2 protein-coding genes are annotated in these 26,373 nt (G+C 73.8%); both read right to left on the bottom strand.

The genetic code is table 11. The features are described from left to right. Nucleotides 1-2 precede the first annotated feature (2 nt). Nucleotides 3-23,864, bottom strand: coding sequence for a non-ribosomal peptide synthase/polyketide synthase (locus ACH4S8_RS40410; protein WP_398403472.1), 23,862 nt, complete (start codon nt 23,862-23,864; stop codon nt 3-5). Between the two features lie 127 nt (nt 23,865-23,991). Continuing rightward, nucleotides 23,992-26,289: an ATP-binding cassette domain-containing protein gene (locus ACH4S8_RS40415; RefSeq protein WP_398403474.1), complete on the bottom strand. Its 2,298-nt coding sequence runs from the start codon at nt 26,287-26,289 to the stop codon at nt 23,992-23,994. Nucleotides 26,290-26,373 lie beyond the last annotated feature (84 nt).

Raw genomic sequence — 26,373 nt, forward strand, 5'->3', positions numbered from 1 at the left:
GGTCAGTCCTCCTGGTGGGAAAGGGTGGTGTCACCGGTGGCCTCGGCGAGGCGGGCGGCCAGGATCGGTCCGATCTGGGCCAGCGAGCCGGCTTCGGTCATCCGGTTGTGGCGGGTGGTGATCTGGTGTGACTCGATCCGGCCGGCGATGTACGGGCGCCAGGTCGCGGGCCCGGCGTCGTCCCCGTCGCGGTCGATCGTGGAGTTGAACAGCAGCAGGTCGCCGTCGAACCCGGTGGGGACGAAGTCGACCGCCAGCCTCGCGTTGTTGATCATGATGTGGACGATGACCTCGATCTGCTGCTCCGTCAGGCCCTGGAGCGCGCTGCCCCGCCGGTTCAGGACCTCGGCGACCTCGGCGTAGGTCAGCTCCCGGTCGCCCAGCTCGTCCGGGTCGACGTCGAGCACACCGACGAGCACGTCCCGCTCGGTGGGCACGGGCATCTCCTCGAACTTCACGTCCTTCACCGGGTAGGCGTCGAGGATGGCAAGCAGCGCGGTCCGCTCGCCGCGCGCCTGCAACTCGCAGGCGAGCGCGTGGGCGATCAGCCCGCCGGCGGACCAGCCGAGCAGCAGGTACGGGCCCTCGGGCTGGATCTTGCGGATCTGGTCGGCGTAGTCGGCCGCCATCTCCTCGTAGGACGCCGGCAGGGGTTCGGGGCGGCCGAGGCCGCGCGCCTGGATCGCGTAGACCGGGTGCTGGGGACCGATGTGGTTCAGGAGCCCGCTGTACGACCAGCTGATGCCGCCGCCGGGGTGGATGCAGAACAGCGGCGTACCGGTCCCGGTCGAGCGCAGCGGCAGCACCACGTCCAGGGCATCGGCGGGGTCGTCCATGACCAGGCGCTCGGTGAGACCGGCCACGGTCGGCGCCTCGAACAGCATGCGCAGGCCGAGCTCCAGGCCGAGGGTCTCGCGGACGCGGGAGGCCAGGCGTGCGGCCAGCAGCGAGTGCCCGCCCAGATCGAAGAAGTTGTCGTCGATGCGCACCTGTTCCCGGCCGAGGACCTCGGCGAAGAGGCCGCACAGCAGCTGCTCCCGCGGCGTCCGGGGGCCGCGGCCGGTGCCCGGCGCCCCGTACTCGGGGGCGGGCAGGGCGACCCGGTCCAGCTTGCCGTTGGCGGTCAACGGCAGCGTGTCCAGGGTGACGAACGCCGACGGCACCATGTAGTCGGGCAGGTCACGGCGCAGTCGCCCGGAGAGCTCGCCCGTCTCGGGCACGCCCTCGAGGCCGGGCACCAGGTAGGCGACGAGCCGCTTGTCGCCGGGCCGGTCCTCGCGGGCGACGACGGCCACCTGGGCGACGCCCGGGCAGCTCGCGAGGATCGCCTCGATCTCGCCGGGCTCGATCCGCAGGCCGCGGAGCTTGACCTGGTGGTCGGTCCGTCCGGCGAACTCCAGTGTGCCCTCGGCCGGCCACCACGCCAGGTCGCCGGTGCGGTACATCCGGCTCCCGGGCGGCCCGTACGGGTCGGCGGTGAAGCGCTCCGCCGTCAGGCCGGGGCGGCCGAGGTAACCGCGGGCCACGCCCGTCCCCGCGAGGTACAGCTCGCCGACCAGGCCGGTGGGCACCGGCCGCAGCCGGTCGTCGAGCACATAGGCACGCATGTTCGCCATCGGCCCGCCGATCGGCACGGTCGCGGCGTTCTCGGGGAGGCCGTGCACCGGGTGGCGGGTGGCCAGGGTCGTGGCCTCGGTGGGCCCGTAGCCGTTGACCACCTCGATGCCGGGGCAGACCTCCAGCACCCGGGCGACGGCGGCCGGGGAGACCACGTCACCGCCGGTCCACACCTCGCGCACCCCCGCGAGCAGGGCCGGCCGCTCCTCGGCGACCAGGCGGAACAGGCCGGCCGTCAGCCACAGTCCGGTCACCCCGTGCGTGCTGATCGTGTGCTGCAGCAGGTCGAGGTCGAGCCGCTCGGGCGGTGCGACCACGACCCGGCCGCCGCCCAGCAGCGGCACCCACAGCTCGTAGGTCGAGAGGTCGAAGGCGGTCGGGGAGTGCATCAGCACCCGCTCGTGTCCGCCGCCGCGGTATTCGGGGGTGAGCGCGAGGCCCACCACGTCGCGGTGGGTGACGGCCACGCCCTTCGGCCGGCCGGTCGAGCCGGAGGTGTACATCACGTACGCCAACTGCCGCTGATCGCAGCGCACTTCGACGTCGGACGCGTCGGACTCACCCTCGATCAGCGCGGTCAGCACCTCCTCGGTGAGCACCAGCGCGACCCCGGCCTCGCGCAGGATCAGGTCGATCCGGGACTGCGGGAAGCGCGAGTCGAGGGGCGCGTAGGCGCCGCCCGCCTTGATGATCGCCAGGAGCGCCACGACGAGGTCCGCCGAGCGATCCAGCAGCACCGCGACCGGTGTCTCCGGTCGTACGCCCCGGCGGACCAGTGCCCGCGCGAGGCGGTTGGACCGCCGGTCGAGTTCCCGGTAGGTCAGCTCGGTGGCGCCCGCCACGACGGCCACCGCGTCCGGGGTGGCGCGCACCTGGCGGGCGAACAGCTCCGGCAGCGCGGCCTCCGGCAGCTCGAACGCGGCGCCGGTGGAGTCGGACAGCAGCCGCCGGTGTTCCTCGCCCGACATGATGTCGATCCGGCTGATCGGCCGTCCGGGGTCGGCGACCGCCGCGCGCAGCAGCCGTGCCCAGCGCTCGAACAGCAGCTCCACGGTGGCCGGTTCGAACAGATCGGTGGCGAACTCGACCGCGCCGACCAGGCCGTCGGGGCTGCCGTCCGGGCGGAACTGCTCGGCCAGGCTGAACGTCAGGTCGACCCGCGAGGTCCCGGTCGACGCCTCCAGGTGGGCAGTCTCAAGACCCGGCAGCGCGAACTCGCCCACCGGCGCGTTCTGCAGGGCCAGCATGATCTGGAACAGCGGGTGGTGCGAGAGCGACCGGGCCGGGTTGACCACCTCGACCAGGTACTCGAACGGCACGTCCTGGTGGGCGTACGCGGCGAGCGCCTTCTGCCGCACCCGGCCGAGCAGTTCGGCGAAGCCGGGATCGCCGCTCGTGTCGGTGCGCAGCACCAGCGTGTTGACGAAGAAGCCGACGAGGTCGTCCAGCGCCTGGTCGGTACGGCCGGCGATCGGGCTGCCCACGGGGATGTCCGTGCCGGCGCCGAGTCGGGTGAGCAGCGCGGCGAGGCCGGCCTGGAGCACCATGAACATGCTGGCGCCGCGTGCGGCGGCCAGGTCCCGCAGGGCCTGGTGCAGTTCGGGGTCCAGCCGTACCGCGACCCGGCCGCCCCGCTGGGAGGCCACCGGCGGCCGGGGCCGGTCGGCGGGCAGCTGCACCTGTTGCGGAACCCCCGCCAACTCGTCCTTCCAGTAGGCCAGTTGCCGGGCGAACAGACTGTCCGGGTCGGCGGTGTCGCCGAGCAGGTCGCGCTGCCACAACGTGTAGTCGGCGTACTGCACCGGCAGCGGGGACCACTGCGGCTCCTCGCCACGGCAGCGCGCCGTGTAGGCGGCCGCGAGGTCGCCGGAGAGCGGCCCCATCGACCAGCCGTCGGCGGCGATGTGGTGGACCACGACCAGCAGCACGTGCCGGTCGGGTGCGAGCGCGTACAGCTCCGCCCGGACCGGCGGCTCGGCGGCCAGGTCGAAGCCGCGCTGTGCCGTCCGCGCCAGCCGCTCGGCCAGCCGGCTCTCGTCGAGCTCGACCACCGGCAGCTGCGGGTGCGCCCGCGAAGCGCTCAGCACGACCTGGTACGGCACGCCGTCCGTCTCGCGGAAGACCGTCCGCAGGCTCTCGTGCCGGGCGATCACGTCCGCGAGCGCGGCGTGCAGGGCCGGGCGGTCGAGTGCGCCGGTCAGGCTCAGCGCGAGCGGCATGTTGTAGGTGGCGCTCGGGCCGTCCATCCGGTGCAGGAACCACAGGCGGCGCTGGGCGAAGGACAGCTCCACGTGTTCGGACCGCGACTGGGCGGTCAGCGCGGGCCGCGCCGTGCCGGAGCCGTCGAGTCGGGCCGCAAGTCCGGCCACGGTCGGCGTCTCGAACAGCGTCCGGACCTCGAGCTCCGCGCCGAGGGTCGCCCGGACCCGGGAGGCCAGGCGGGTCGCCAGCAGTGAGTGTCCGCCCAGGTCGAAGAAGCTGTCCTCGACACCGACCTGGGCCAGGCCGAGCACCTCGGCGAACAGCTCGGCGAGGAGCTGTTCCTGCGGGGTGCGCGGCGCCCGCCCGGCTCCGGCCGGGCCGAGGTCGGGTGCGGGCAGCGCGCGGCGGTCGAGCTTGCCGCTGGCCGTCAGCGGCAGCGTCTCCAGCGCCACGAACGCCGACGGGATCAGGTAGTCGGGCAGTCGCCCGCGCAGCCATGCGCGGAGTTCGCCGATGAGGGCGCCGGTACCACGGCTGCCGGTCGGACGGTTGGTCAGCGACGACAGCGGCGTGCCGGCGGTCCGGGCCGACCGGTACGGCTCGGCCGGGAAGCCGTGCTGCGCCCGCGGGCCGGCGAAGACGACGTCCAGGGCGTCGGCCACGGTGGCCGACCAGGTGACGCCCACCCGGCGGTCGAACTCCAGCCCGATGGACCGGAAGTCCTCCGGGTCGGGGAGTTCGCTCTCCTCCGGGCCGTGCAGCCGCTCCAGCAGCTCGGCGAGCGAGCCGTCACCATTCTGCACCGCCCGGGAAAGGGCGGCCTCGCGCAGCACCCGACGGTTCGGCACCCCGGTGATCCGCAGCACGTCGGCGGGCGGCTGGGTGAGGAGTTCGCGCAGCTCGGCCAGTCCCGCGAGCCGACGGCCCCACTCCAGCTCGACCGTCCGGCCCGGAGCCGCCGGAACGACCGGGGCCTTGTGCAGCGTCACGTCGTAGCGGTAGCGGGTCAGTTCGTTGTGGTGGCGGCCGCGCTTGACCTCCACGGCCACCGCGCCGATGTCCGTGCCGTGCTCCCGCAGGACGGTGAAGAAGTCCGGGTCGACCAGGAGTTCCTTCTCCACCCTGACGGCCTGCTCCACCGCGCGGCGCACCGCCGCGAGGTCACCGTCGGCACCGGTGCGGTGCAGCTGGACCGCGGTGGCCAGCGGGCGCAGCAGCCGCAGGTTGCGGACGTCGCCGACGAAGAGCGCCCCGCCGGGGGCGAGCAGCCGCATCAGCTTCCCGATCACGTCCGCGAGGTAGTCGGCGGACGGGAAGTACTGCACCACCGAGTTGATCACGATGGTGTCGAACCACCCGGCCGGCAGGCCTTCGGTGTCGTGCGCCGGGCGGGTCTGCAGCACGACGCGCTCGGCCAGGTCGTCCTGCCGGGCGATCTGCGCGGTCAGCGCGTCGACCGCCGTGGCGGAGAAGTCCGTCGCCCAGTAGGTCTCGCAGTGCGGCGCGATCTGCGAGAGCAGCAGTCCGGTGCCGACGCCTACCTCCAGCACCCGGCGGGGGCGCAGGGCCAGGATGCGGGCCACGGTGGCGTCCCGCCACTCCCGCATCTGCTCGACCGGGATCGGGCTCGCGTCGTAACTGCTGTTCCAGCCGACGAAGTTCTGGCCGAAGTCGGCTTCCTCGGGGGTGATGGGCAGGGCGTCGTAGATGTCCTGCCACTCGCCCACGTGGTCCGCTTCCAGGCCGCTGTCCCGGGTCTCCTCCTGGTGCGGGACGACGTAGCCGACGAGCCGGTCGTCCTGGGCGAGGACGGCGGCCCGGGCGACGGCGGGGTGCTCGACCAGGGCCGCCTCGACCTCGCCGGGCTCGACCCGGAAGCCGCGCACCTTCACCTGGTCGTCGGCACGGCCGACGTACTCCAGCTCGCCGTCGTGGCACCAGCGCACCAGGTCTCCGGTGCGGTACATGCGCTCGCCGGACCCGAACGGGCAGGCGACGAACCGTCCGGCCGTCAGGTCCGGCCGGTTCAGGTAGCCGCGCGCCAGTCCCGCGCCCGCGACGTACAGCTCCCCCGCCACGCCCGTCGGCACCGGCCGCAACCGCTCGTCCAGCACGTACACCCGGGCGCCCACGATCGGACGGCCGATCGGCGGCACGCCCGCTCCCGGGGACAGCGGGGCGCTCATGGTCGCGCACACCGTGGTCTCGGTCGGACCGTACGCGTTGATCATCCGACGGCCCGGCGCCCAGCGGTCCACCAGCTCCGGCGGGCAGGCCTCACCCGCCACCACCAGCGTCGACACCTGCACCGAGCCCTCCGGCACGGCGGCGAGGACGGACGGGGGCACGGTCACGTGGGTGACCGCGAGGTCCGAGTCGGTCAGCGCGGCGACCGGGTCCGCCGTCGGGGGCAGCACCAGGGCCGCGCCGCGCAGCAGGGCGGTGTAGATCTCCGACACCGAGGCGTCGAAGCTGGGCGAGGCGAACTGGAGCACCCGGCTGTCGGGTTCGATCGCGAAGCGCTCGATCTGTGCGGCGACCAGGCTCGCGACGCCGCCGTGGCCGACCACGACGCCCTTGGGGCGGCCGGTGGAGCCCGAGGTGTAGATCACGTAGGCCGGGTGCCGGACGTCGAGCGCGACCACGGGGTCGGTGTCCGGCCAGGCGGACACCTCGGTCACCAGCGCCGGGTCGTCGACCATCAGGGCCGGCTGCGCGTCGTCCAGCATGTACGCGATCCGTGCCGCCGGGTACGCCGGGTCCACCGGCAGGTACGCGGCCCCGGCCTTCAGCACGCCCAGGACGGCCACCACGGACTCCACCGAGCGCGGCAATGCCACGGCCACGGTCTGCTCCGGCCCGACGCCCCGGGCGATCAGCGCGTGCGCGAACCGGTTCGCCCGGGCATCGAGTTGACGGTACGTCAACTCGCTGTCGCCACACACCAGCGCAACCGCGTCCGGGGTCGCCGCGACCTGTGCAGCGAACGCCTGCGGCACCGGGACGGCGTCCACCGCGCGGGCGGTCGCGTTGCCCTGCTCCAGCAGACGGTGCCGCTCGTCGGCGTCGAGGAGCTCGATCCGTCCGATCGACCGGTCCGGGTCGGCGGTGACCGCCTCCAGGAGGCGCGTCCAGCGCCCGGCGAGCGCCGCGACCGTCGAGCGGTCGAACAGGTCGGTGGCGTACTCCACCGCGCCGACGATCCCCGCCGGGCTGCCGTCCGGAGCGAACTGTTCGACGAGGCTCACGCCGAGGTCGAACTTGGCGGTTCCGGTGGCCACCGCATAGGTGCTGACCTCCAGCCCCGGCAGCGAGAACCGGCCCATCGGAGCGTTCTGCACGGCCAGGATGGTCTGGAACAGCGGGTGGTGGGACAGCGAGCGGGACGGGTTCAGCGCCTCCACCAGGTGCTCGAAGGGCACGTCCTGGTGCGCGTACGCCGACAGCGCCGTCTCCCGCACCCGCCCCAGCAGCTCGGCGAAACTCGGATCACCGCTCGTGTCGGTGCGCAGCACCAGCGTGTTCACGAAGAACCCGACCAGATCGTCCAGGGCCTCGTCCGTCCGTCCCGCGATCGGGCTTCCGATCGGGATGTCCGTCCCGGCACCCAGCCGCGTGTACAGCGCCGCCAGCGCTGCCTGCAGCACCATGAACAGGCTCGCACCCGACTTCCGGGCCAACTCCGTCAGGGCAGCGTGCAGTTCGGGGCTCAGCTCCAGGCCGACGTGGTCTCCGCGCCAGCCGGCGACGGCCGGCCTCGGCCGGTCGGCGGGCAGCTGGAGCAGCTCCGGCAGGTCGGACAACTGACGCTTCCAGTAGTCGAGCTGCTCGGCGAACCGGCTCTCCGGGTCGGCGGCGTCGCCGAGCAGGTCGCGCTGCCACAGCGTGTAGTCCGCGTACTGCACCGGCAGGACCGACCGGTTCGGCGTGCGGCCCTCGCACCGGGCGGCGTACGCCTCGGCCAGGTCGCGGGCCAGCGGGCCGGTGGACCAGCCGTCACCGGCGATGTGGTGCATCACCAGCAGCAGCACGTGCTCGTCCGGGGCGAGTACGAACAGCCCCGCCCGCAGGGGCGCTTCGGCCTCCAGGTCGAAGGGATGCCGTGCGAACTCGGCGAGCCGCTCGAACAGTTCGGCCTCCGCCACCTCTGCCATCCGCGCCCGGGGCCGGGCCTCGGCCGGGTCCAGGACGAGCTGGCAGGGTACGCCGTCGACCTCCGGGAAGACCGTCCGCAGGCTCTCGTGCCGGGCCACCACGTCGGCCAGCGCCTCGTCCAGCGCCGCCCGGTCGAGCGTTCCGGTCAGCCGGAGCGCCAGCGGGATGTGGTACGTCGCGGCGGTGTTGTCCATGCGGTGCAGGAACCAGAGCCGGCGCTGGGCGAAGGACAGCGGCACCGCCTCCGGCCGCTCGTGCGCGGTCAGCGCCGGGCGGGCGCGGCCGGCCCCGGCCAGCACCTCGGCCAGGCCCGCCACGGTGGGCGCCTGGAACAGCGCCCGCAGCCCCAGTTCCACGCCGAGCACCGAGCGAACCCGCGCGGCCAGCCGGGTGGCGAGCAGGGAGTGCCCGCCCAGGTCGAAGAAGTCGTCGTCGACCCCGACCCGTGGCACACCGAGCACCTCGGCGAACAGCTCGCACAGGATCTGCTCCTGCGGGGTGCGCGGTGCGCGCCCGGTCTCGGCCGAGCCGGGATCGTGAGCCGGAGCGGGCAGCGCCGCCCGGTCCAGCTTCCCGTTCGGCGTCAGCGGCAGCACGTCCAGCACCACGAAGACAGCCGGTACCAGGTAGTCGGGCAGCCGGTCCCGCAGGTACGCCGTCAGCTCCGCCGGACGTACGACCGTGTCGGGACGGGCCGCGACGTAGCCGATGAGCCGGTCGTCCCGGGCAAGCACGGCGGCCTGGGCGACGGCGGGGTGCTCGGCCAGGGCCGCCTCGACCTCGCCGAGTTCGACGCGGAAGCCGCGCACCTTCACCTGGTCGTCGGCACGGCCGACGTACTCCAGCTCGCCGTCAGCGCGCCTGCGCACCACGTCCCCGGTGCGGTACATCCGCGCACCCGCCGGGCCGAACGGGCAGGCCACGAACCGACCGGCGGTCAGGCCCGGCCGGTTCAGGTACCCGCGCGCCAGGCCGGGGCCGGCCACGTACAACTCCCCCGTCACCCCGGGCGGCACGATGCGCAGCCGCTCGTCGAGGACATACACCCGAAAGCCCGCGACCGACCGGCCGATCGGCGGTACACCGGCCCCCGGGGACAGCGGGGTGCTCATGGTCGCGCACACCGTCGTCTCCGTCGGACCGTACGCGTTGATCATCCGCCGGCCGGGCGCCCACCGGGCCACCAGCTCCGGCGCACAGGCCTCGCCCGCCACCACCAGGGTGGTGGCCGTGAGGTCGGCGCTCTCCACCGCGGTCAGGGCCGAGGGCGGAAGCGTCACATGGGTGACGCCGAGCCCGCGGTCGGTCAGGGCGTCCAGCGGGGCCTCGGCCGGGGCCAGGACGAGCGCGGCGCCGGTGAGCACGGCACTGCACAGGTCCCAGAAGGCCGCGTCGAAGCTGGGCGAGGCGAACTGGAGCACCCGGCTGCCCGGCGCCACGCCGAGCCTCTCGACCTGTGTCGCCACCAGGCCCGACACACCGCTGTGGCTCACCACGACGCCCTTGGGCCGGCCCGTCGAACCCGAGGTGTAGATCACGTAGGCCGGGTGCCGGACGTCGAGCGCGGTCCCCGGGTCGGTGTCCGGCCAGTTCTCTCCGGTCACTGCCACCGGGTCGTCGATCACCACCGTGGGCCGCGCGTCGTCCAGCATGAACGCGATCCGTGCCGCCGGGTACGCCGGGTCCACCGGCAGGTACGCGGCCCCGGCCTTCAGCACACCCAGGACCGCCACCACCGACTCCACCGAGCGCGGCAATGCCACGGCCACGGTCTGCTCCGGACCCACACCCCGTGCGATCAGCGCGTGCGCGAACCGGTTCGCCCGGGCATCGAGTTGACGGTACGTCAGCTCAGCATCGCCGCAGACGAGCGCGACCGCGTCCGGCGTCGCCGTCACCTGCGCCGCGAACAGCTCCGGCAGGCTCACCCCGGCCGCCCCGCCCTGGACGGCGGGCAGCAGCTCGCGGCGCTCCTCGGCGGACAGCAGGTCGATCCCGCCGATCGGCCGGTCGGGCGCGGCCGCGACCGCGGCCAGCAGCCTGGTCCACCGGGCGACCAGGGCCTCGACCGTCGAGCGGTCGAACAGGTCGGTGCTGTACTCGACCGCGCCGCCGATCCCGGCCGGCGCACCGTCGGGCCCGTGCTCCTCCGCGAACCCGAAGGTCAGGTCGAGCCGCGCGGTCCTGGTGAGCACGGTCACCCCGGAGACCTGGAGACCCGGCAGCTCGAAGTCGCCGCCCGGCGCGTTCTGCACGACCAACCCGGTCTGGAACAGCGGGTGGTGGGACAGCGAGCGGGACGGGTTCAGCGCCTCCACCAGGTGCTCGAAGGGCACGTCCTGGTGCGCGTACGCCGACAGCGCCGTCTCCCGCACCCGCCCCAGCAGCTCGGCGAAACTCGGGTCACCGCTCGTGTCGGTGCGCAGCACCAGCGTGTTGATGAAGAACCCGACCAGATCGTCCAGCGCCTCGTCGGTACGCCCCGCGATCGGAGACCCGATCGGGATGTCCGTGCCCGCGCCCAGCCGCGTGTACAGCGCGGCGAGCGCGGCCTGCAGCACCATGAACAGGGTGGCACCCGACTTTCGGGCCAACTCCGCCAGTGCCGCGTGCAGTTCGGCGTCGATCCGGAGTTCCAGCAGGTCGCCGCCGTACGACATGGTGGCCGGGCGCGGTCGGTCGGCAGGCAGCTGCAGTTGCTCGGGCAGCCCGGCCAGCGCCTCGGTCCAGTAGGTGACCTGGCGGGCGAACACGCTGTCCGTGTCGTGCTCGTCGCCGAGGATCTCGTGCTGCCACAGGGTGTAGTCGCCGTAGGTGACCGGCAGCGGCGGCCATGCCGGAGCCCCGCCACCCCGCCGGGTGGTGTAGGCGGTGGCCAGGTCACGGGCGAGCGGGCCCATGGACCAGCCGTCCCCGACGATGTGGTGCATGACCAGCAGCAGCACGTGCTCGTCCGGGGCAAGCTCGAACAGCTCCGCCCGCAGCGGTACTTCCGAGGTCAGGTCGAACGCCCGTACCGCCGCCTCGCGCAGCAGGGCGGGCAGCTGCGCCTCGGCGGCCACGCGTACGGTCAGTGGGACGGCGGCCTCGGTGGTGTCCAGCACCCTCTGGTACGGGACTCCGGCGGTGTGCGGGAAGACCGTGCGCAGGGTCTCGTGCCGGGCCACCACGTCCGCGAGCGCGGCGCTCAGCGCGGCCCGGTCGAGGTCGCCGGACAGCCGCAGGGCGAGCGGCATGTGGTAGGTCGCGCTCGGCGCCCCGAACTGCTGGAGGAACCAGAGCCGGCGCTGGGCGAACGACAGCGGCATCGGATCGCGGCGGGGACGGGGTACCAGGGCCTGCCGCGCGGTGCCGGCGTCGTGCAGCCCGGCCGCGAGCCCGGCGGGTGTCGGGGCCCGGAACAGGCTGCGCAGTTCCAGCTCGACCCCGAGGGTCGCCCGGACCCGCGAGACCAGCCGGGTGGCGAGCAGGGAGTGCCCGCCCAGATCGAAGAAACCGTCGTCGACCCCGACCCGCGGCACGCCCAGCACCTCGGCGAACAACTCGCACAGGATCTGCTCCTGCGGCGTGCGCGGCGCGCGGCCCGTCGCCGTGACCACCGGTTCGGGCGCGGGCAGCGCCGCCCGGTCCAGCTTCCCGTTCGGCGTCAGCGGCAGCGCGTCGAGCTGCACGAACGCGGACGGGACCATGTGGTCCGGCAGCCGCTCGCGCAGGTACGCCGCCAGCGCCGCCGCGGTCACCCCGGCTCCGGCCGGCGGGACGACGTACGCGACGATCCGGTCCTCCCGGACGAGCACCGCGACCCGGGCGACACCCGGGTGCGCGGCCAGCTCGGCCTCGATCTCGCCCGGCTCGACCCGGAACCCGCGGATCTTCACCTGGTAATCCACCCGGCCCGCGAACTCCAGCTCCCCGTGGGCCTGCCAGCGGACCAGGTCCCCGGTGCGGTACATCAGCGCGCCGGCCGGACCGTACGGGTTGGCGACGAACCGCGTGGCGGTGAGCCCGGGCCGGTTCAGATAGCCGCGGGCGAGTCCCGCCCCGGCGAGGTACAGCTCGCCCAGTACGCCGGGGGCGACCGGTCGGAGCGCCGAATCCAGCACGTACACCTGGCAGTTGGCGATCGGACGGCCGATCGGTACCGGCAGCGGGCAGTCGGCGGGGTCGGCCGGCAGCGGGTACGCGGTGATCACATGGGTCTCGGCGGGGCCGTAGTGGTTGTGCAGTTCCCGGCCCGTTCGACGGGTCTGGAAGCGGCGTACGGCACCGCCGAGGCGCATCGCCTCGCCGGCCTGCGCGATCAGCCGCAGACCGGGCAGTTCCAGCCCGGCCTCCTCGGCGGCCTCGGCCAGCGCCTCGACCACCAGGTTGGGCGCGAACAGCTCCTCGACCCCGTGCCGGTCCAGCCAGCAAGCGAACAGCTCGGCGCTGCGGCGCTGCTCCTCGGTCGGCACCACGAGGGTCTTGCCGTACAGCAGCGCGGAAAGCGTCTCCTGCACCGAGACGTCGAAGCTGATCGCGGTGAACTGCGCGGTACGGGTGCCGGGTTCGCCGCCGACCGACCGGTGGTGCCAGGCCAGCAGGTTCAGCAGCCCGGCGGCGGGCATCACCACGGCCTTGGGCCGGCCGGTCGAACCCGAGGTGTAGATGACGTAGGCCGGGTGCCGCGGGTCCACGGCGACGGCCGGGTCGTGCTCCGGCAGCTCCCCGTCCGGTGTGACGGCCGCGAGGTCGTCGAGCACCACGGCCGGCCGCGCGTCGTCCAGCATGTACGCGATACGGACCGCCGGGTAGTCCGGGTCGACCGGCAGATAGGCCGCGCCCGTCTTGAGCACCGCGAGGACGGCGACCACCAGCTCGGTCGACCTCGGCAGCCGCAGGGCGACGACCTGCTCCGGCCCCACCCCGCGTGCGATCAGCGCGTGCGCCAGGCGGTTGGCCCTGCGGTTCAGCTCCCGGTAGGTCAGCACGGTGTCCTCGAACACCACCGCCGGGGCGTCCGGGGTCGCCCGGGCCTGCGCCTCGAACAGGGCGGGCAGGGTGGCGGCGGACACCGGACGCGCGGTGTCGTTGCGTACGGCCAGCAGCTCGTGCCGCTCCTCGGCGGTCAGGACGTCGATCCGGCTCAGCGGCCGGTCCGGCTCAGCGGCCGCCGACGCCAGCAGCCGCAGCCACCGGGCGACCAGTGCCTCCACCGTGGCGGGGTCGAAGAGGTCGGTGCTGTACTCGACCCGCCCGACGATGCCCTCGGCCGGACCGCCGGTACCGCCGCGCTCCAGCAGGTGGAAGCCGAGGTCGAACATCGCCGTCGGCGTCCGCACCAGGACGATCTCGGTGGCCAGACCGCTCAGCGTGAACTCGGTGCGGGGCACGTTCTGCAGTGCGAGCAACACCTGGAACAGCGGCTGACGGGCGAGCGACCGGGACGGGTTGAGGGCCTCGACGACGTGCTCGAACGGCAGGTCCTGGTGCGCGTAGGCGGCCAGCGCGTCGGCCCGTACCCGGCCCAGCAGTTCGGCGAAGGTCGGGTCGCCCGAGGTGTCGGTGCGCAGCACCAGGGTGTTGACGAAGAATCCGACGAGGTCGTCCAGGGCCTGGTCGGTGCGGCCGGCGATCAGGCTGCCGACCGGGATGTCCTCTCCCGCGCCGAGCTTGTCCAGCAGCGCCGCCAGGGCGGCCTGCAGCACCATGTAGACGCTGGCGCCGTGCTCCCGACCCAACCGGACCAGACCGGCGTGCAGTTCGGCGTCCAGTTCGATCGCGAGGTGGCCGCCGGAGCAGGAGGGGGTCGCGGGGCGGGGGCGGTCGGCGGGGAGCCGGATCTGCTCCGGCAGGTTCGCCAGCTGCGCGGTCCAGTAGGCCTGCTGGCGGGCGAACAGGCTGTCCGGCTCGGCCGGGTCGCCGAGCAGCTCGTGCTGCCACAAGGTGTAGTCGGCGTACTGGACGGGCAGCGGCGCCCACTGCGGTTCCTCGCCCCGGCGGCGTGCCGCGTACGCGGTGGCCAGGTCGGCGGCCAGCGGGCCCAGCGACCAGCCGTCACCGGCGATGTGGTGCATCACCAGGAGCAGCACGTGCTCGTCCGGTGCCGCCGCGAACAGCTCGGCGCGCAGCGGTGGTTCGGCTGCGAGGTCGAATCCGCGGGCTGCGGCTCCCGTCAGCAGTTGCGGCAGGTCCGGCTCGTCGGCCGGGGTGACCGACAGCCTCGGGCGCGCTTCCCCGGTGGCCAGCACCCGCTGGTGGGGCACTCCGTCCACGGCCGGGAAGACCGTGCGCAGGGTTTCGTGCCGGTCGACGACGTCGCCCAGTGCCGCTTCCAGTGCCACCAGGTCCAGTGGTCCCGAGAGCCGCCACGCGAGCGGCATGTTGTAGACCGAGTCGGCGCCCTCCAGTTGACGCAGGAACCACAGTCGGCGCTGGGCGGACGACAGCGGCACCGTCCCCCGGCCTTCGGCCGGAGGCGCCCCCACGGGCCGCTCCGCCCGCACCAGGGCGAGCCGGGCCCGGTCCGCGCCGCCCAGCCCGGCGGCCAGCCCGGCCACCGTCGGGGTCCGGAACAGGGTGTGCAGTGCCAGCTCGACGTCCAGGGTCGCCCGGACCCGGGCCGCCAGCCGGGTGGCCAGCAGGGAGTGTCCGCCCAGGTCGAAGAAGCTGTCGTCGACGCCGACCCGGGTCAGACCCAGCACCTCGGCGAACAGCTCGGCCAGCACCTGCTCCTGCGGGGTGCGCGGCGCCCTGCCGGCCCGCGCTCCGGTGAACTCCGGCTCGGGCAGGGCGTGCCGGTCGAGCTTGCCGTTGGCGTTCAACGGCAGGACGTCGAGGACGACGAACGCGGCGGGCACCATGTAGTCCGGCAGCCACTCACGGAGGTGGGTACGCAGTGCCTCCGGCTTGAGCTCGGCATCCGTGGCGGGCACCAGGTAGGCGACAAGACGGATGTCCTCGGCCTGGTCCTTCCGGGCGATCACCGCGGCCTGACCGACCTGCGGGTGTTCGGCCAGCGCCGTCTCGATCTCGCCGAGTTCGATCCGGAAGCCGCGCACCTTCACCTGGTCGTCGGCACGGCCGAGGTACTCCAGCTCACCGTCGCCCCGTCGGCGTACCAGGTCCCCGGTGCGGTACATGCGCTCGCCGTCGGCGCCGAACGGGCAGGCCACGAACCGCCCGGCGGAGAGGCCGGGCCGGTTCAGGTAGCCACGGGCGAGGCCCGGACCGGCGACGTACAGCTCCCCGGTCACACCCGGCGGCACCAGGCGCAGCCGCCGGTCCAGCACATACGTCCGGAACCCGGCGACGCCCCGGCCGATCGGCGGCAGGCCCGGTCCCGGCGACAGCGGCTCGCTCATCGTGGCGATGACCGTGGTCTCGGTCGGACCGTACGCGTTGATCATCCGGCGCCCCGGCGCCCAGCGCGCCACCAGCTCCGGCGGGCACGCCTCACCCGCGACCGCCAGCGTCGGCACGGCCACCGTCTCGGGCGAGAGCGCCGCCAGCACGGACGGCGGCACCGTCGCATGGGTGAGGGCGAGGCTCGGGTCGGTCAGGGCCGAGACCGGCTCGGTCGCGGGCGCCGGCACCAGGGTGGCACCGGTGAGCAGGGCGCCGCACAGGTCCCACAGCGAGACGTCGAAGCTCGGCGAGGAGAACTGGAGCACCCGGTCGCCGACGCCGATGCCGAGGCGTTCGACCTGCTCGGCCACCATGCCCCGCAGACCGGCGTGGCTCACCACCACGCCCTTGGGCCGTCCCGTCGAGCCGGAGGTGTAGATCACGTACGCCGCGTGCCGGGCGTCCACCGCGACGGCGGGATCGGTGTCCGGCCACTCGGACAGGTCGGACACCATCGCCGGGTCGTCGACCACCACGGTCGGCCGCGCGTCCTCCAACATGAACGCGATCCGCGACTCCGGATACGCCGGATCCACCGGCAGATAGGCGGCCCCCGTCTTCAGGACGCCCAGGACGGCCACCACGAACTCCACCGACCGCGGCAGTGCCACCGCCACGATCCGCTCCGGCCCCACACCCCGAGCGATCAGCGCACGCGCGAACCGGTTCGCTCGCACATCCAGTTGACGGTACGTCAACTCCACACCTCTGAAGGCCAGGGCGAGGGCCTCGGGGGTCGCCGCGACCTGCGCCGCGAACATCTCCGGCAGGCTCGCGGCGACCGCCCCGTCCGGGGCGGCGGGCAGCAGCTCGCGGCGCTCCTCGTCGGACAACAGGTCGACGTGGCCGAGCCGTTGCCGCGGGTCGGCCACGACCGCCCTCAGCAGCCGCACCCAACGCGCGGCCATCGCGTCGACGGTGGCCGGGTCGTACAGATCGCTCGCGAACTGTACGAACGCCTCGATCCCGTCAGGGGAACCGTCCCCGGCGTGCCGCTCGGACAGCGAGAAGACCAGGTCGAACTTGGACGTGGCATCGGTCAGCTCCACCTCGCCGACCCCCAGCCCCGGTGGGGCGAAGTCGGCCCGGGGCACGTTCTGCAGCACCAGCATGACCTGGAACAGCGGGTGATGCGCCAGCGACCGCACCGGGTTGAGGGCTTCGACCAGGTACTCGAACGGCAGGTCCTGGTGGGCGTACCCGGCCAGCGCGGTGTCCCGCACCCGGCCCAGCAGCTCGGCGAACGTCGGGTCGCCCGAGGTGTCCGTACGGAACACCAGGGTGTTGACGAAGGGGCCGACCAGTTCGTCCAGGGCCTGGTCGGTCCGGCCGGCGACCGGACTGCCGACCGGGATGTCCTCTCCCGCGCCGAGCTTGCTCAGCAGCGCCGCCAGTCCTGCCTGGAGCACCATGAACAGACTGGTGCCGTGGGCGCGGGCGAGCTCGCGCAGACCGCGGTGCAGCTCCGCGTCCAGCCCGGTGTGCACGAAGCCGCCCCGGTTCGAGGCGACCGCGGGGCGGGGCCGGTCGCAGGGCAGCCGGAGCTGTTCCGGAAGATCCGTCAACTGCCCTGTCCAGTAGGCTAGTTGACCGCTCAGCAGGCTGCCCGGGTCGGAGCTTTCCCCGAGCAGTTCGTGCTGCCACAGGGTGTAGTCGGCGTACTGGACCGGCAGCTCCGCCCACCGCGGCTCCTCGCCACGGCAGCGCGCCGCGTAGGCGGTGGTCAGGTCTCGCGCGAGCGGGCCCAGCGACCAGCCGTCCCCCGCGATGTGGTGGAGCACCAGCTGGAGCACATGCTCTTCCGGCGCCAGGTCGAACAGCCCGACGCGCAGCGGCAGATCGGCCGCCAGGTCGAACGGACGGGCCTTCGCGGCCGCCAGCGCGTCCGGCAGCCCGGCCCCGGTGGTCCGGCGCACGACCGGCCGCGGGCGGCCCGCCTCGACGTCCAGCACCTGCTGGTACGGCACACCGTCGACCGCCGGGAAGACGGTGCGCAGGCTCTCGTGCCGCTCGACCACATCCGCCACGGCGGCCTCCAGGGCCCGCCGGTCCAGATCCCCGGAAAGCCGCCAGGCCAGCGAGATGTGGTAGTTCGCGCCGGCGCCCTCCAGCTGGTGCAGGAACCACAGCCGCCGCTGCGCGAACGACAGCGGGATCGCCGCGGGGCGCTCGCGCCGTGCCAGGGCGGTCTGCGCCGGTCCGGCCGCCACCAGGGCGGCGGCCAGGCCGGCCGGGGTCGGCGCCTCGAACAGGGTGCGCAGCGGCATTTCCACGCCGAGCGTCGCGCGGATCCGGGCGGCCAGGCGGGTGGCCAGCAGCGAGTGCCCGCCCAGGTCGAAGAAGCCGTCCTCGACGCCGGCCGACGCCACGCCCAGGACCTCGGCGAACAGCTCGCAGAGGACCTGCTCCTGCGGGGTGCGCGGCGCGCGGGCGGTGGCTGTCGGGGCGAGGTCGGGGGCGGGCAGGGCCCGGTGGTCCAGCTTGCCGTTGGCGGTCAGCGGCAGCGCGTCCAGCACGACGAACGCCGACGGCACCATGTGCTCCGGCAACCGCTCGCGCAGGTGCCCGCGCAGGTCGGCCGGGCCCGGTGCGGCGCCCGCGGCCCGCACCAGGTACGCGACCAGCCGGGTGTCGTCGGCCCGGTCCTGCCGGGCCAGGACGGCGACCTGGGCGACGCCGGGGTGCTCGGCCAGTGCCGCCTCGATCTCGCCGAGCTCGATCCTAAAGCCGCGCACCTTCACCTGCTGGTCGGCCCGGCCGACGTAGCGCAGGCTGTGGTCCGCCGCGCGGCGCACCACGTCGCCACTGCGGTACATCCGCGATCCCGGCGGTCCGAACGGGTCGGCCACGAAGCGCCCGGCGGTCAGGCCGGGCCGGTTCAGGTAGCCGCGCGCCAGCCCTGGACCCGCGACGTACAGCTCGCCGGGCACACCCGGGGCCACCGGCCGCAGGTGGGCGTCCAGCACGTACGTCCGCAGGTCCGGAACGGCCGTGCCGATCCCGCCGACGGCGCCGCCGGACCGGTCGAGCGCCGCGTACGTGACGTGCACCGTGGTCTCGGTGATGCCGTACATGTTGACCAGCAGCGGCGCGTCGTCCGGGTGCCGCTCGTACCAGCTCGCCAGCCGGGCGTGCTCCAGCGCCTCGCCGCCGAACACGACGGTCCGCAGGGCGAGTTCACGCGGGTGCTCGGCGTCCGCCTGCATCAGCTGGTAGAACGCGGACGGCGTCTGGTTGAGCACGGTCACCCGCTCGCGGGCGAGGAGCTCCAGGAAGCGGCCGGGCGAGCGGCTGGTCTCGTGGTCCACGACCACCAGACGGCCGCCGTACAGCAGCGGGCCCCACAGCTCCCACACCGAGAAGTCGAAGGCGTAGGAGTGGAAGAGGGTCCAGACGTCCTCGGCACAGAAGCCGAACAGTTTCTCGGTGGTGCCGAACAGGCGCACCACGTTCCGGTGCGTGACCACCACGCCCTTGGGGTTGCCGGTGGACCCGGAGGTGTAGATGACGTAGGCGGGGTGGCCCGGGTCGAGGGAGACCTCCGGGTCGGTGTCCGGCAGCCCGTCCAGGTCGGCGGCGTCCAGCAGCAGCCGGTCCACCGGGTCCGCGCCCGGCAGGTCGCCGGTCCGGCTCGTGGTCACGAGGAGCGCGGGCCGGGCGTCCTGGAGCAGGTAGGCGATCCGGGCGGCCGGGTACTGCGGGTCCACCGGCAGGTAGGCGCCGCCCGCCTTCAGCACGGCGAGTACCGCCACGACCTGCTCCGCCGAGCGCGGCAGGACCAGCGCCACGCGCTGCTCCGGGCCCACCCCCCGGTCGATCAGGGCGTGCGCGAGCCGGTTCGCGCGGGCGTTCAACTCGCCGTACGTCAGGGTGACTTCGCCGTCGGTGAGGGCGACGGCGGCCGGGTTCGCCCGCACCTGTCGCTCGAACAGCGCGGTCAGGCTGCTCTCCGACGGCCCCTCGCTTCGGTCGGTACGCGCCGGAAGCAGCGCGCGGAGCTCGTCGGCGGACAGCACGTCCACCTGGCCGATCCGCCGGCCGGGGTCGGCGACGACGGCGCGCAGCAGCCGCAGCCACCGCTCGACGATCCCGGTCACGCCGGCCTCGTCGAACAGGTCGGTGCTGTACTCCACCACGCCCGACAGGCCGTCCTCACCGGGCTGTTCGGCCAGGATGAAGGTCAGGTCGCACTTGGCCGTCCCGGTGTGGACCAGGTCGGTCGTCACCCGCAGCCCGGGCAGGTCGAACGTGCCCAGCGGCGCGTTCTGCAACGCGAGCATGGTCTGGAACAGCGGGTGGTGCGCCAGCGACCGGGCCGGGTTCAGCGCCTCCACCAGGTGCTCGAAGGGCACGTCCTGGTGCGCGTACGCGGCCAGCGCGTCGGCCCGTACCCGGCCCAGCAGTTCGGTGAACGACGGGTCGCCGGAGAGGTCGGCGCGCAGCACCAGGGTGTTGACGAAGAAGCCGACCAGGTCGTCCGCGGCCTCGTCGGTGCGTCCGGCGATCGGCGTGCCCACGGGTACGTCGGTGCCCGCGCCCAGCTTGCCCAACAGGGCGGCCAGCCCGGCCTGGAGCACCATGAAGAGGCTGGCCCCGCCGTCCCGGGCGAGCGCGCGCAGGCCCTGGTGCAGCTCGGCGTCGATCCGCACCGGCAGATGGGCGCCCCGGTAGGACATCGCCGCCGGCCGGGGCCGGTCGAACGGCAGCTCGATCTGCTCGGGCAGATCCGCCAACTGCTTTCGCCAGTAGGCGAGTTGGCTGTTCAGCAGACTGTCCGGGTCCGCGCCGTCACCCAGCAGTTCCCGCTGCCAGAGGGCGTAGTCGGCGTACTGGACCGGCAGCGGCGACCACTCCGGCTTCGCCCCCTCGGCACGGGCCGCGTAGGCGGTCGTCAGATCCCGCAGGAGCGGCCCCGTCGACCAGCCGTCACCGGCGATGTGGTGCACCACCAGCAGCAGCACGTGCTCCTCGGCGCCGAGCCGGAACAGTTCGGCGCGCAGCGGCGACTCCTCGGAGAGCTCGAAGCCGTGCCGGGCCGCCTCCGCCAGCCGCTCCGGCAGGTCACGCTCGCCCACTTCGGTCACCCGCAGCCGCGGCCGTGCGGCGTCGAGGTCCAGCACCCGCTGGCACGGCACGCCGTCGAGCACCGGGAAGACGGTGCGCAGGCTCTCGTGCCGTTCGACCACGTCCGCCAGGGCGGCTTCCAGGGCCCGCTGGTCCAGGTTCCCGGACAGCCGCAGCGCCAGCGGGATGTTGTACGTGGCGCTCGGGCCCTCCATGCGGTGCAGGAACCACAGCCGGCGCTGCGCGAAAGACAGCGGAACTGCCTCGGGCCGCTCACACCGCCGCAGAGCCGGTCGCGCCCGGCCCGCGACGTCCACCGCCGCCGCCAGTTCCGCCACCGTCGGCGCGTCGAACAGGTCGCCGAGCCGCAGCTCCACGCCGAGGATCGAGCGGGCCCGGGCGACCAGCCGGGTGGCCAGCAGGGAGTGCCCGCCGAGGTCGAAGAAGCTGTCGTCAAGCCCGGGCTCGGACACCCCGAGCACCTCGGCGAACAGTCCGACGAGCAGGTGTTCGGTCGCGGTGCGCGGTGCGCGCCCCGGCGCGGCGGGCGCTCGCTCGGGCGCCGGGAGGGCCCGCCGGTCGAGCTTGCCGTTCGGGGTCAGCGGCAGCGCGTCCAGCAGCACGTACGCGGCCGGCACCAGCTGCCGGGGCAGCCGGTCCCGCAGGTGGTCGCGCAGGGCGGTGTCGGTCACGGTGGCGCCGGGCTCGGGCACCGCGTAGGCGACCAGCCGGGCTTCCCCCTCGGTGCGCACCGTCACGGCGGCCCGGGCGACCCGCGGGTGCTCGGCGAGGACAGCCTCGATCTCGCCGAGCTCGACCCGGAAGCCGCGGATCTTGACCTGGTCGTCGGTGCGGCCGAGGAACTCCAGGTTCCCGGCCGCGTCCCAGCGCACCAGGTCCCCGGTGCGGTACATCCTCGACCCGCTCGGCCCGAACGGGTCGGCGACGAACCGCCCGGCGGTCAGCCCCGGCCGGCCGAGGTAGCCGCGGGCCAGCCCCGCGCCCGCGATGTACAGCTCACCCGCCGCACCGGTCGGCAGCGGCCGCAGGGCACCGTCGAGCACGTACAGCCGGGCGTTGGTGACGGGCCGGCCGATCACCGGGCGTACGCTCGAACCCACCTGCGCCACCACCGAGTTGACGGTGCATTCGGACGGCCCGTAGAGGTTGAGGCAGGACACCCCTTCCGCCGCCCGCAGTTGCTCCCACAGCCGCTCCGGGACGGCCTCGCCGCCCACCGCGAGCAGTGCCGGGCGCCACCGCGGGTCGCTCAACAGCCCGTGGGAGACGAGAACTTGGAGGTAGGAAGGGGTGGCTTCGATGTAGTCCAGTCCGCGACGCGCCGCATAACCGACGAAGGCGTCGGGGTCGGTCCAGGTCGCGTGCTCCAGGACGTGCAGCTCGTGGCCCCCGAACAGGGCGAGCAACTGGTTCAAGGAGGCGTCGAAGGAGACCGAGGTGGTCAGCGCCACCCGCAGCCGCTGCCGGTCCTTCAGCAGCGGCGCGAAGTGCACCTGCCGGAGGTCGGCGAGCAGGTCGAGCAGGCCGCCGTGGGTCGGCAGCACGCCCTTGGGCCTGCCGGTGGAACCGGAGGTGTAGATGACGTACGCCGGGTGCCCCGGGTCGACGGCCACCATCGGGTCGGCCGCCGGGCAGCCCGCCACCAGGGCGGCCGTCTCCGGGGCGTCGAGCACCAGCCGGTCGGCAGGACCGCCGTCCGGCAGGCGGTCCCCGCCGCGGGAGTCGGTGACCACCAGCGTCGGCCGCGCGTCGTCGAGCAGGTACGCGATCCGGGCGGCCGGGTACTCGGGGTCGACCGGGACGTACGCCGCGCCGGTCTTCAGCACCGCGAGGATCGCCACCACCAGTTCCGCCGAGCGCGGCAGCGCCACCGCCACCAGCCGCTCCGGCCCCGCACCCCGCGCGATCAGGGCGTGCGCCAGCCGGTTCGCCCGCGCGTCCAACTCCGCGTACGTCAGCGAGACGTCGCCGCATACCAGCGCGACCAGCTCCGGAGTCGCCCGGACGTGCTCCCGGAACAGCTCCGGCAGGCTCGCGGCCGGGGCCGGCGCCACCGGCCCGGCGCCGAGCACCGCCGGCTCGCGGCGCTCCTCGGCGGTGAGCAGTTCGATCCGCCCCACCGGCTCGTCCGGGTCGCAGTCCGCGACGGCGTCGAACAGGGCGAGCAGCCGCTGCTGGTGCGCGGCGAGGTCGTCGTCGCCGTACGCCTCCGGCGAGCCGTGCAGCCGGAGCAGCGGCGGGTTGCCGTCCCGGTAGTCGAAGACCCAGACGGCGAGGTCGGTGGTCGACCCGGACACGAAGTGGTGCACGGAGGCCGGGTGCCCGGCGAAGCTCGGCCTGGAGTTGAAGGCCATGATGTTGACGATCAGCGGGAACGCCGTTCCGATGCTGCCGGGGGCTCCGAGGTCCCGCAGCAGGTCCTCGCTGCGGTAGCGCTCGTGCGCGACGGCCGTCGCGACCTCCCGCGCCGCCCGGTCGACGAGTTCGCGCCACGGCATGTCCGGCCGCACCGTCAGCCGCAGCGGCACCACGTTGGACGTCGTGCCCGGCACCGCCGTCAGGTCGCGGTCGGCGGCCCGACGGGCGGTGACGGGCAGGGCGAGCACCACGTCCTGGTCGCCGGTCAGCCGGTGGGCGTAGAGCGCCGTCGCCGCGACCAGCAGCCGGGACCACCGGACGCCGGAACGTCCCGCCGCCGCCCGCAGGGCGTCCGGGCGGCGCAGTTCCCGCTCCTCGGCCAGCCGGAGGGCGCGGTGCGGGTCGGTCGCGGAGGCGTCGGTGAGCCGGGTCGGGGCGGGCAGGTCGGCGAAGCGCCCGGTCCAGTAGGCGCGGTCGGCGGCGAAGTCGGTGGAGGCGCGGTAGGCGGCGTCGCTGTCGACCAGGTCCCGCAGCGAGCCGAACGGGCAGGGCGGCACGGCGCCGCCCTCGGCCAGTGCCGAGTACACCTCGCCGACCCGCTGCCGGAGCATGGAGCTGCTGATCGCGTCCAGCACCACGTGGTGGTAGTTCAGGTACCAGAGGTACTCCGTCGGCGACGCCTTGATCAGCGCGTGGCCGAACAGCGGGTCACGGGCGAGGTCCAGCGGGCGCAGCAGGTCCCGCTCCATCCATTCCACGGCCGCCGCCCGGGGGTCGGGCTCCCCGCTGAGGTCGAGGTGGGCCGGAGCCCAGTCCCAGCTCTCCCGGAGGACCTGGCGCGGGCCCTCGCCGTCGTCGACGAAGGTCACGTGCAGGGCGTCGACCTCGCCGACCACCCGGCGCAGCGCGGTCTCGAACAGCTCCCGGTCCACCGGCCCGTGGATCTCCAGGCACTCGCCGACGCGGTAGCCCGGGATCGGCGTCCGGGAGCTCTGCTCGGCGAGCCAGATCTCGCGCTGGGCCGCTGTCAGGGGAAGGGAGTCACCGTCGAGACGGGGCATGGGGGGATACCTCCGGGAGTGGGACAGATGTGGGGGGAGGGTGGGAGGAGGGTGGGGACAGGGCGCGCAGGGGCACACCGGCCGCGGTGACATCAGGGGTGGGCGGCCGGTGGCGCGACTGGCGGGGTCAGGCGACGAGCTCTCCGGCCTGGAGCTGCCAGAGGGACGCGTAGAGTCCGTGCAGGGCGAGGAGTTCGTCGTGGGTGCCCTGCTCGGCCACCACTCCGCCCGTGTCCATGACGTAGATCCGGTCGGCGTGGCGGACTGTGGAGAGCCGGTGGGCGATGATCACCATCGTCCGGTCGGCCGCGAAGACACGGAGCGTGCGCTGGATGGCGGCCTCGGTCTCGTTGTCCACGGCGGAGGTGGCTTCGTCGAGGATCACCACCGGCGCGTCCTTGAGGATCGCGCGCGCCAGCGCGATCCGCTGCCGCTGGCCGCCCGAGAGGGCTGCGCCGCGTTCACCGATCACCGTGGCGTAGCCGTCCGGCAGCGTCGCGACGAAGGTGTGGGCCTCGGCCATCCTGGCCGCCTCGACCACGGCCTCGTCCGAGGCGGCGAAGCTGCCGTAGCGGATGTTGTCGGCGATGGTGCCGTCGAAGAGGAAGGGGTCCTGGGCGACGAACCCGATCGCGTGGCGCAGATCCTGCCTCGGCAGGTCGCGGACGTCCCGCCCGTCGAGCAGCACGCTGCCCGACTCCGTTTCCAGGAAGCGCATCAGCAGCTTGGCGACGGTCGTCTTGCCGGAGCCGGTGCAACCGACGAGGGCGGTGACCTGCCCGGCGGCAATGTCCAGCGAGAGCCCCTCCAGCACCGGCGGCCGGTCGGGATAGGCGAAGGTCACGTCGTCGAGGACGATCTCGCCGCGCACCTTCTCGACGTCGAGCGCTCCTCCGTCGCCGTCGGCCTCGAGGGGGAGGACCTGCAGCCGCCGGACCCGGTCGTGGGCGACGAGCGTGCGCTGGTACTGGTCGACGATGCCGCCGAGCCGGTTCATCCGCAGCAACACCATCTGGGGCAGCCCGATGAGCGGGCTGAACACCTCGAACGGCAGGCTGCCGTCGAGCACCGCCCGGCCGCCGATCAGCAGGGTCCCGGCCATCGAGCCGGTCGTGCAGGCCCGCACGATCTCGGCGTGGCGGATCGTGCTCCGGTCGGTCTGCCGACTGCTGTCCTGGACCTCCCCGCTCAGCCGGTCGATGCGCTCGGCCTCGTAGTCCTCGGTGCAGAAGCTCTTGACGGTGGCACCGGCCTCCAGCGTGTTCACCAACTGGCTGTGCAGCCTGGCCCGGTGTTCGCCGGAGACGGCGTAGTCGGCCGCGACCTTGTCCTGGTAGTGGAACGACAGCCAGGCGATGACCGGGATGGGCAGGAACGCGATCCAGGCGATCTGTGGCGCCAGCAACAGGAACAGCGGCACCAGGAGGGCCAGACTGGTGCCGAGTTGCAGCAGGTCGTTGGCCGAGGTGGCGAAGAAGGTGCCCAGCTGACGGACGTCGTCGGTGAGCGCGCCGGCGATCCGGGTGGTCCGCTCGCCTTCCAGGTGCCGCAGTTCGAGGTGCTGCACATGGGCGTACGTCCGGTTGCGCCAGTCGTGCTCGATGTCCTGGCCGAGCCGGCGCCACTGGAGGTTCGAGGCGTATGACAGGCCCCCCACGGCGGCACAGGCCACGGTCATCAGCCCCGCCAGCCCGAAGAGTTGGGCGGACGCGGTGGTCAGGCCGAGGCGGATCAGCGGAGCCGCCTGCCCCTTGATGAGGACCAGTCCGGTCCAGCCGAGGAAGGTACCGAGCGCCATCTCAGAGACCTGGCAGGCGACGGACAGGGCAACGGCCCCGGAGAGACGGCGTCGGTGCGGTCCGACGATCTCCACCAGGGGGTGGCGTTCGACGCCGGGCCCGGCCGCTTCCCGGGACGCGTCGACCGTTCCGCGCCAGGCCTTCCGGAGGACAGCCGCGGTCGCCGCGGCCACCCCGCCCACCGCCACCAGTTGCCTGCTCGGCGCCGACCCCTTGATCAGCGCGATCCCGGCCGCGACCCCGCCGCCGACGGCGAGCACCGGTCGCACGACCAGGCCGCGGTCCACCTGCGGGGCCGGTGCGGCAACGGGCCGGGCCGGTGCCGGGCGTCCCGCTCCGGTCGGATCCTCCGCGACCAGGGTGACGGCTCTGCGGACGATCCGGCCGACGTCCGCGGCGCGCAGCCGTGCGTCGTGCCGGACGAGCACCCCACCGGTGACCGGGTTGGCCCGGGCCTCGGTGATCCCGGGAACGCGGCGCAGCGCGGCGGCGAGGAACTCGGCCGTCCGTGGCCGTCCGAGCACCAGCTTGACGTCCCAGCGCTGACGGCCCGGAGTGACCGAGCGCGGGTTCACGTCCCATTCCGCGGACCGGAATCCGGCTGCGGCACCCAGTAGCGATGACATGCGTACAATCACCTGTTTGCGGAGGTCGCGGGTAATCCGTCAACGGGCGCGGCGGAATTCGACGCACGGCGGATCACTGCGACG

It is taken from the genome of Streptomyces sp. NPDC021080, from assembly GCF_044333225.1.
Classification (GTDB): Bacteria; Actinomycetota; Actinomycetes; order Streptomycetales; family Streptomycetaceae; genus Streptomyces.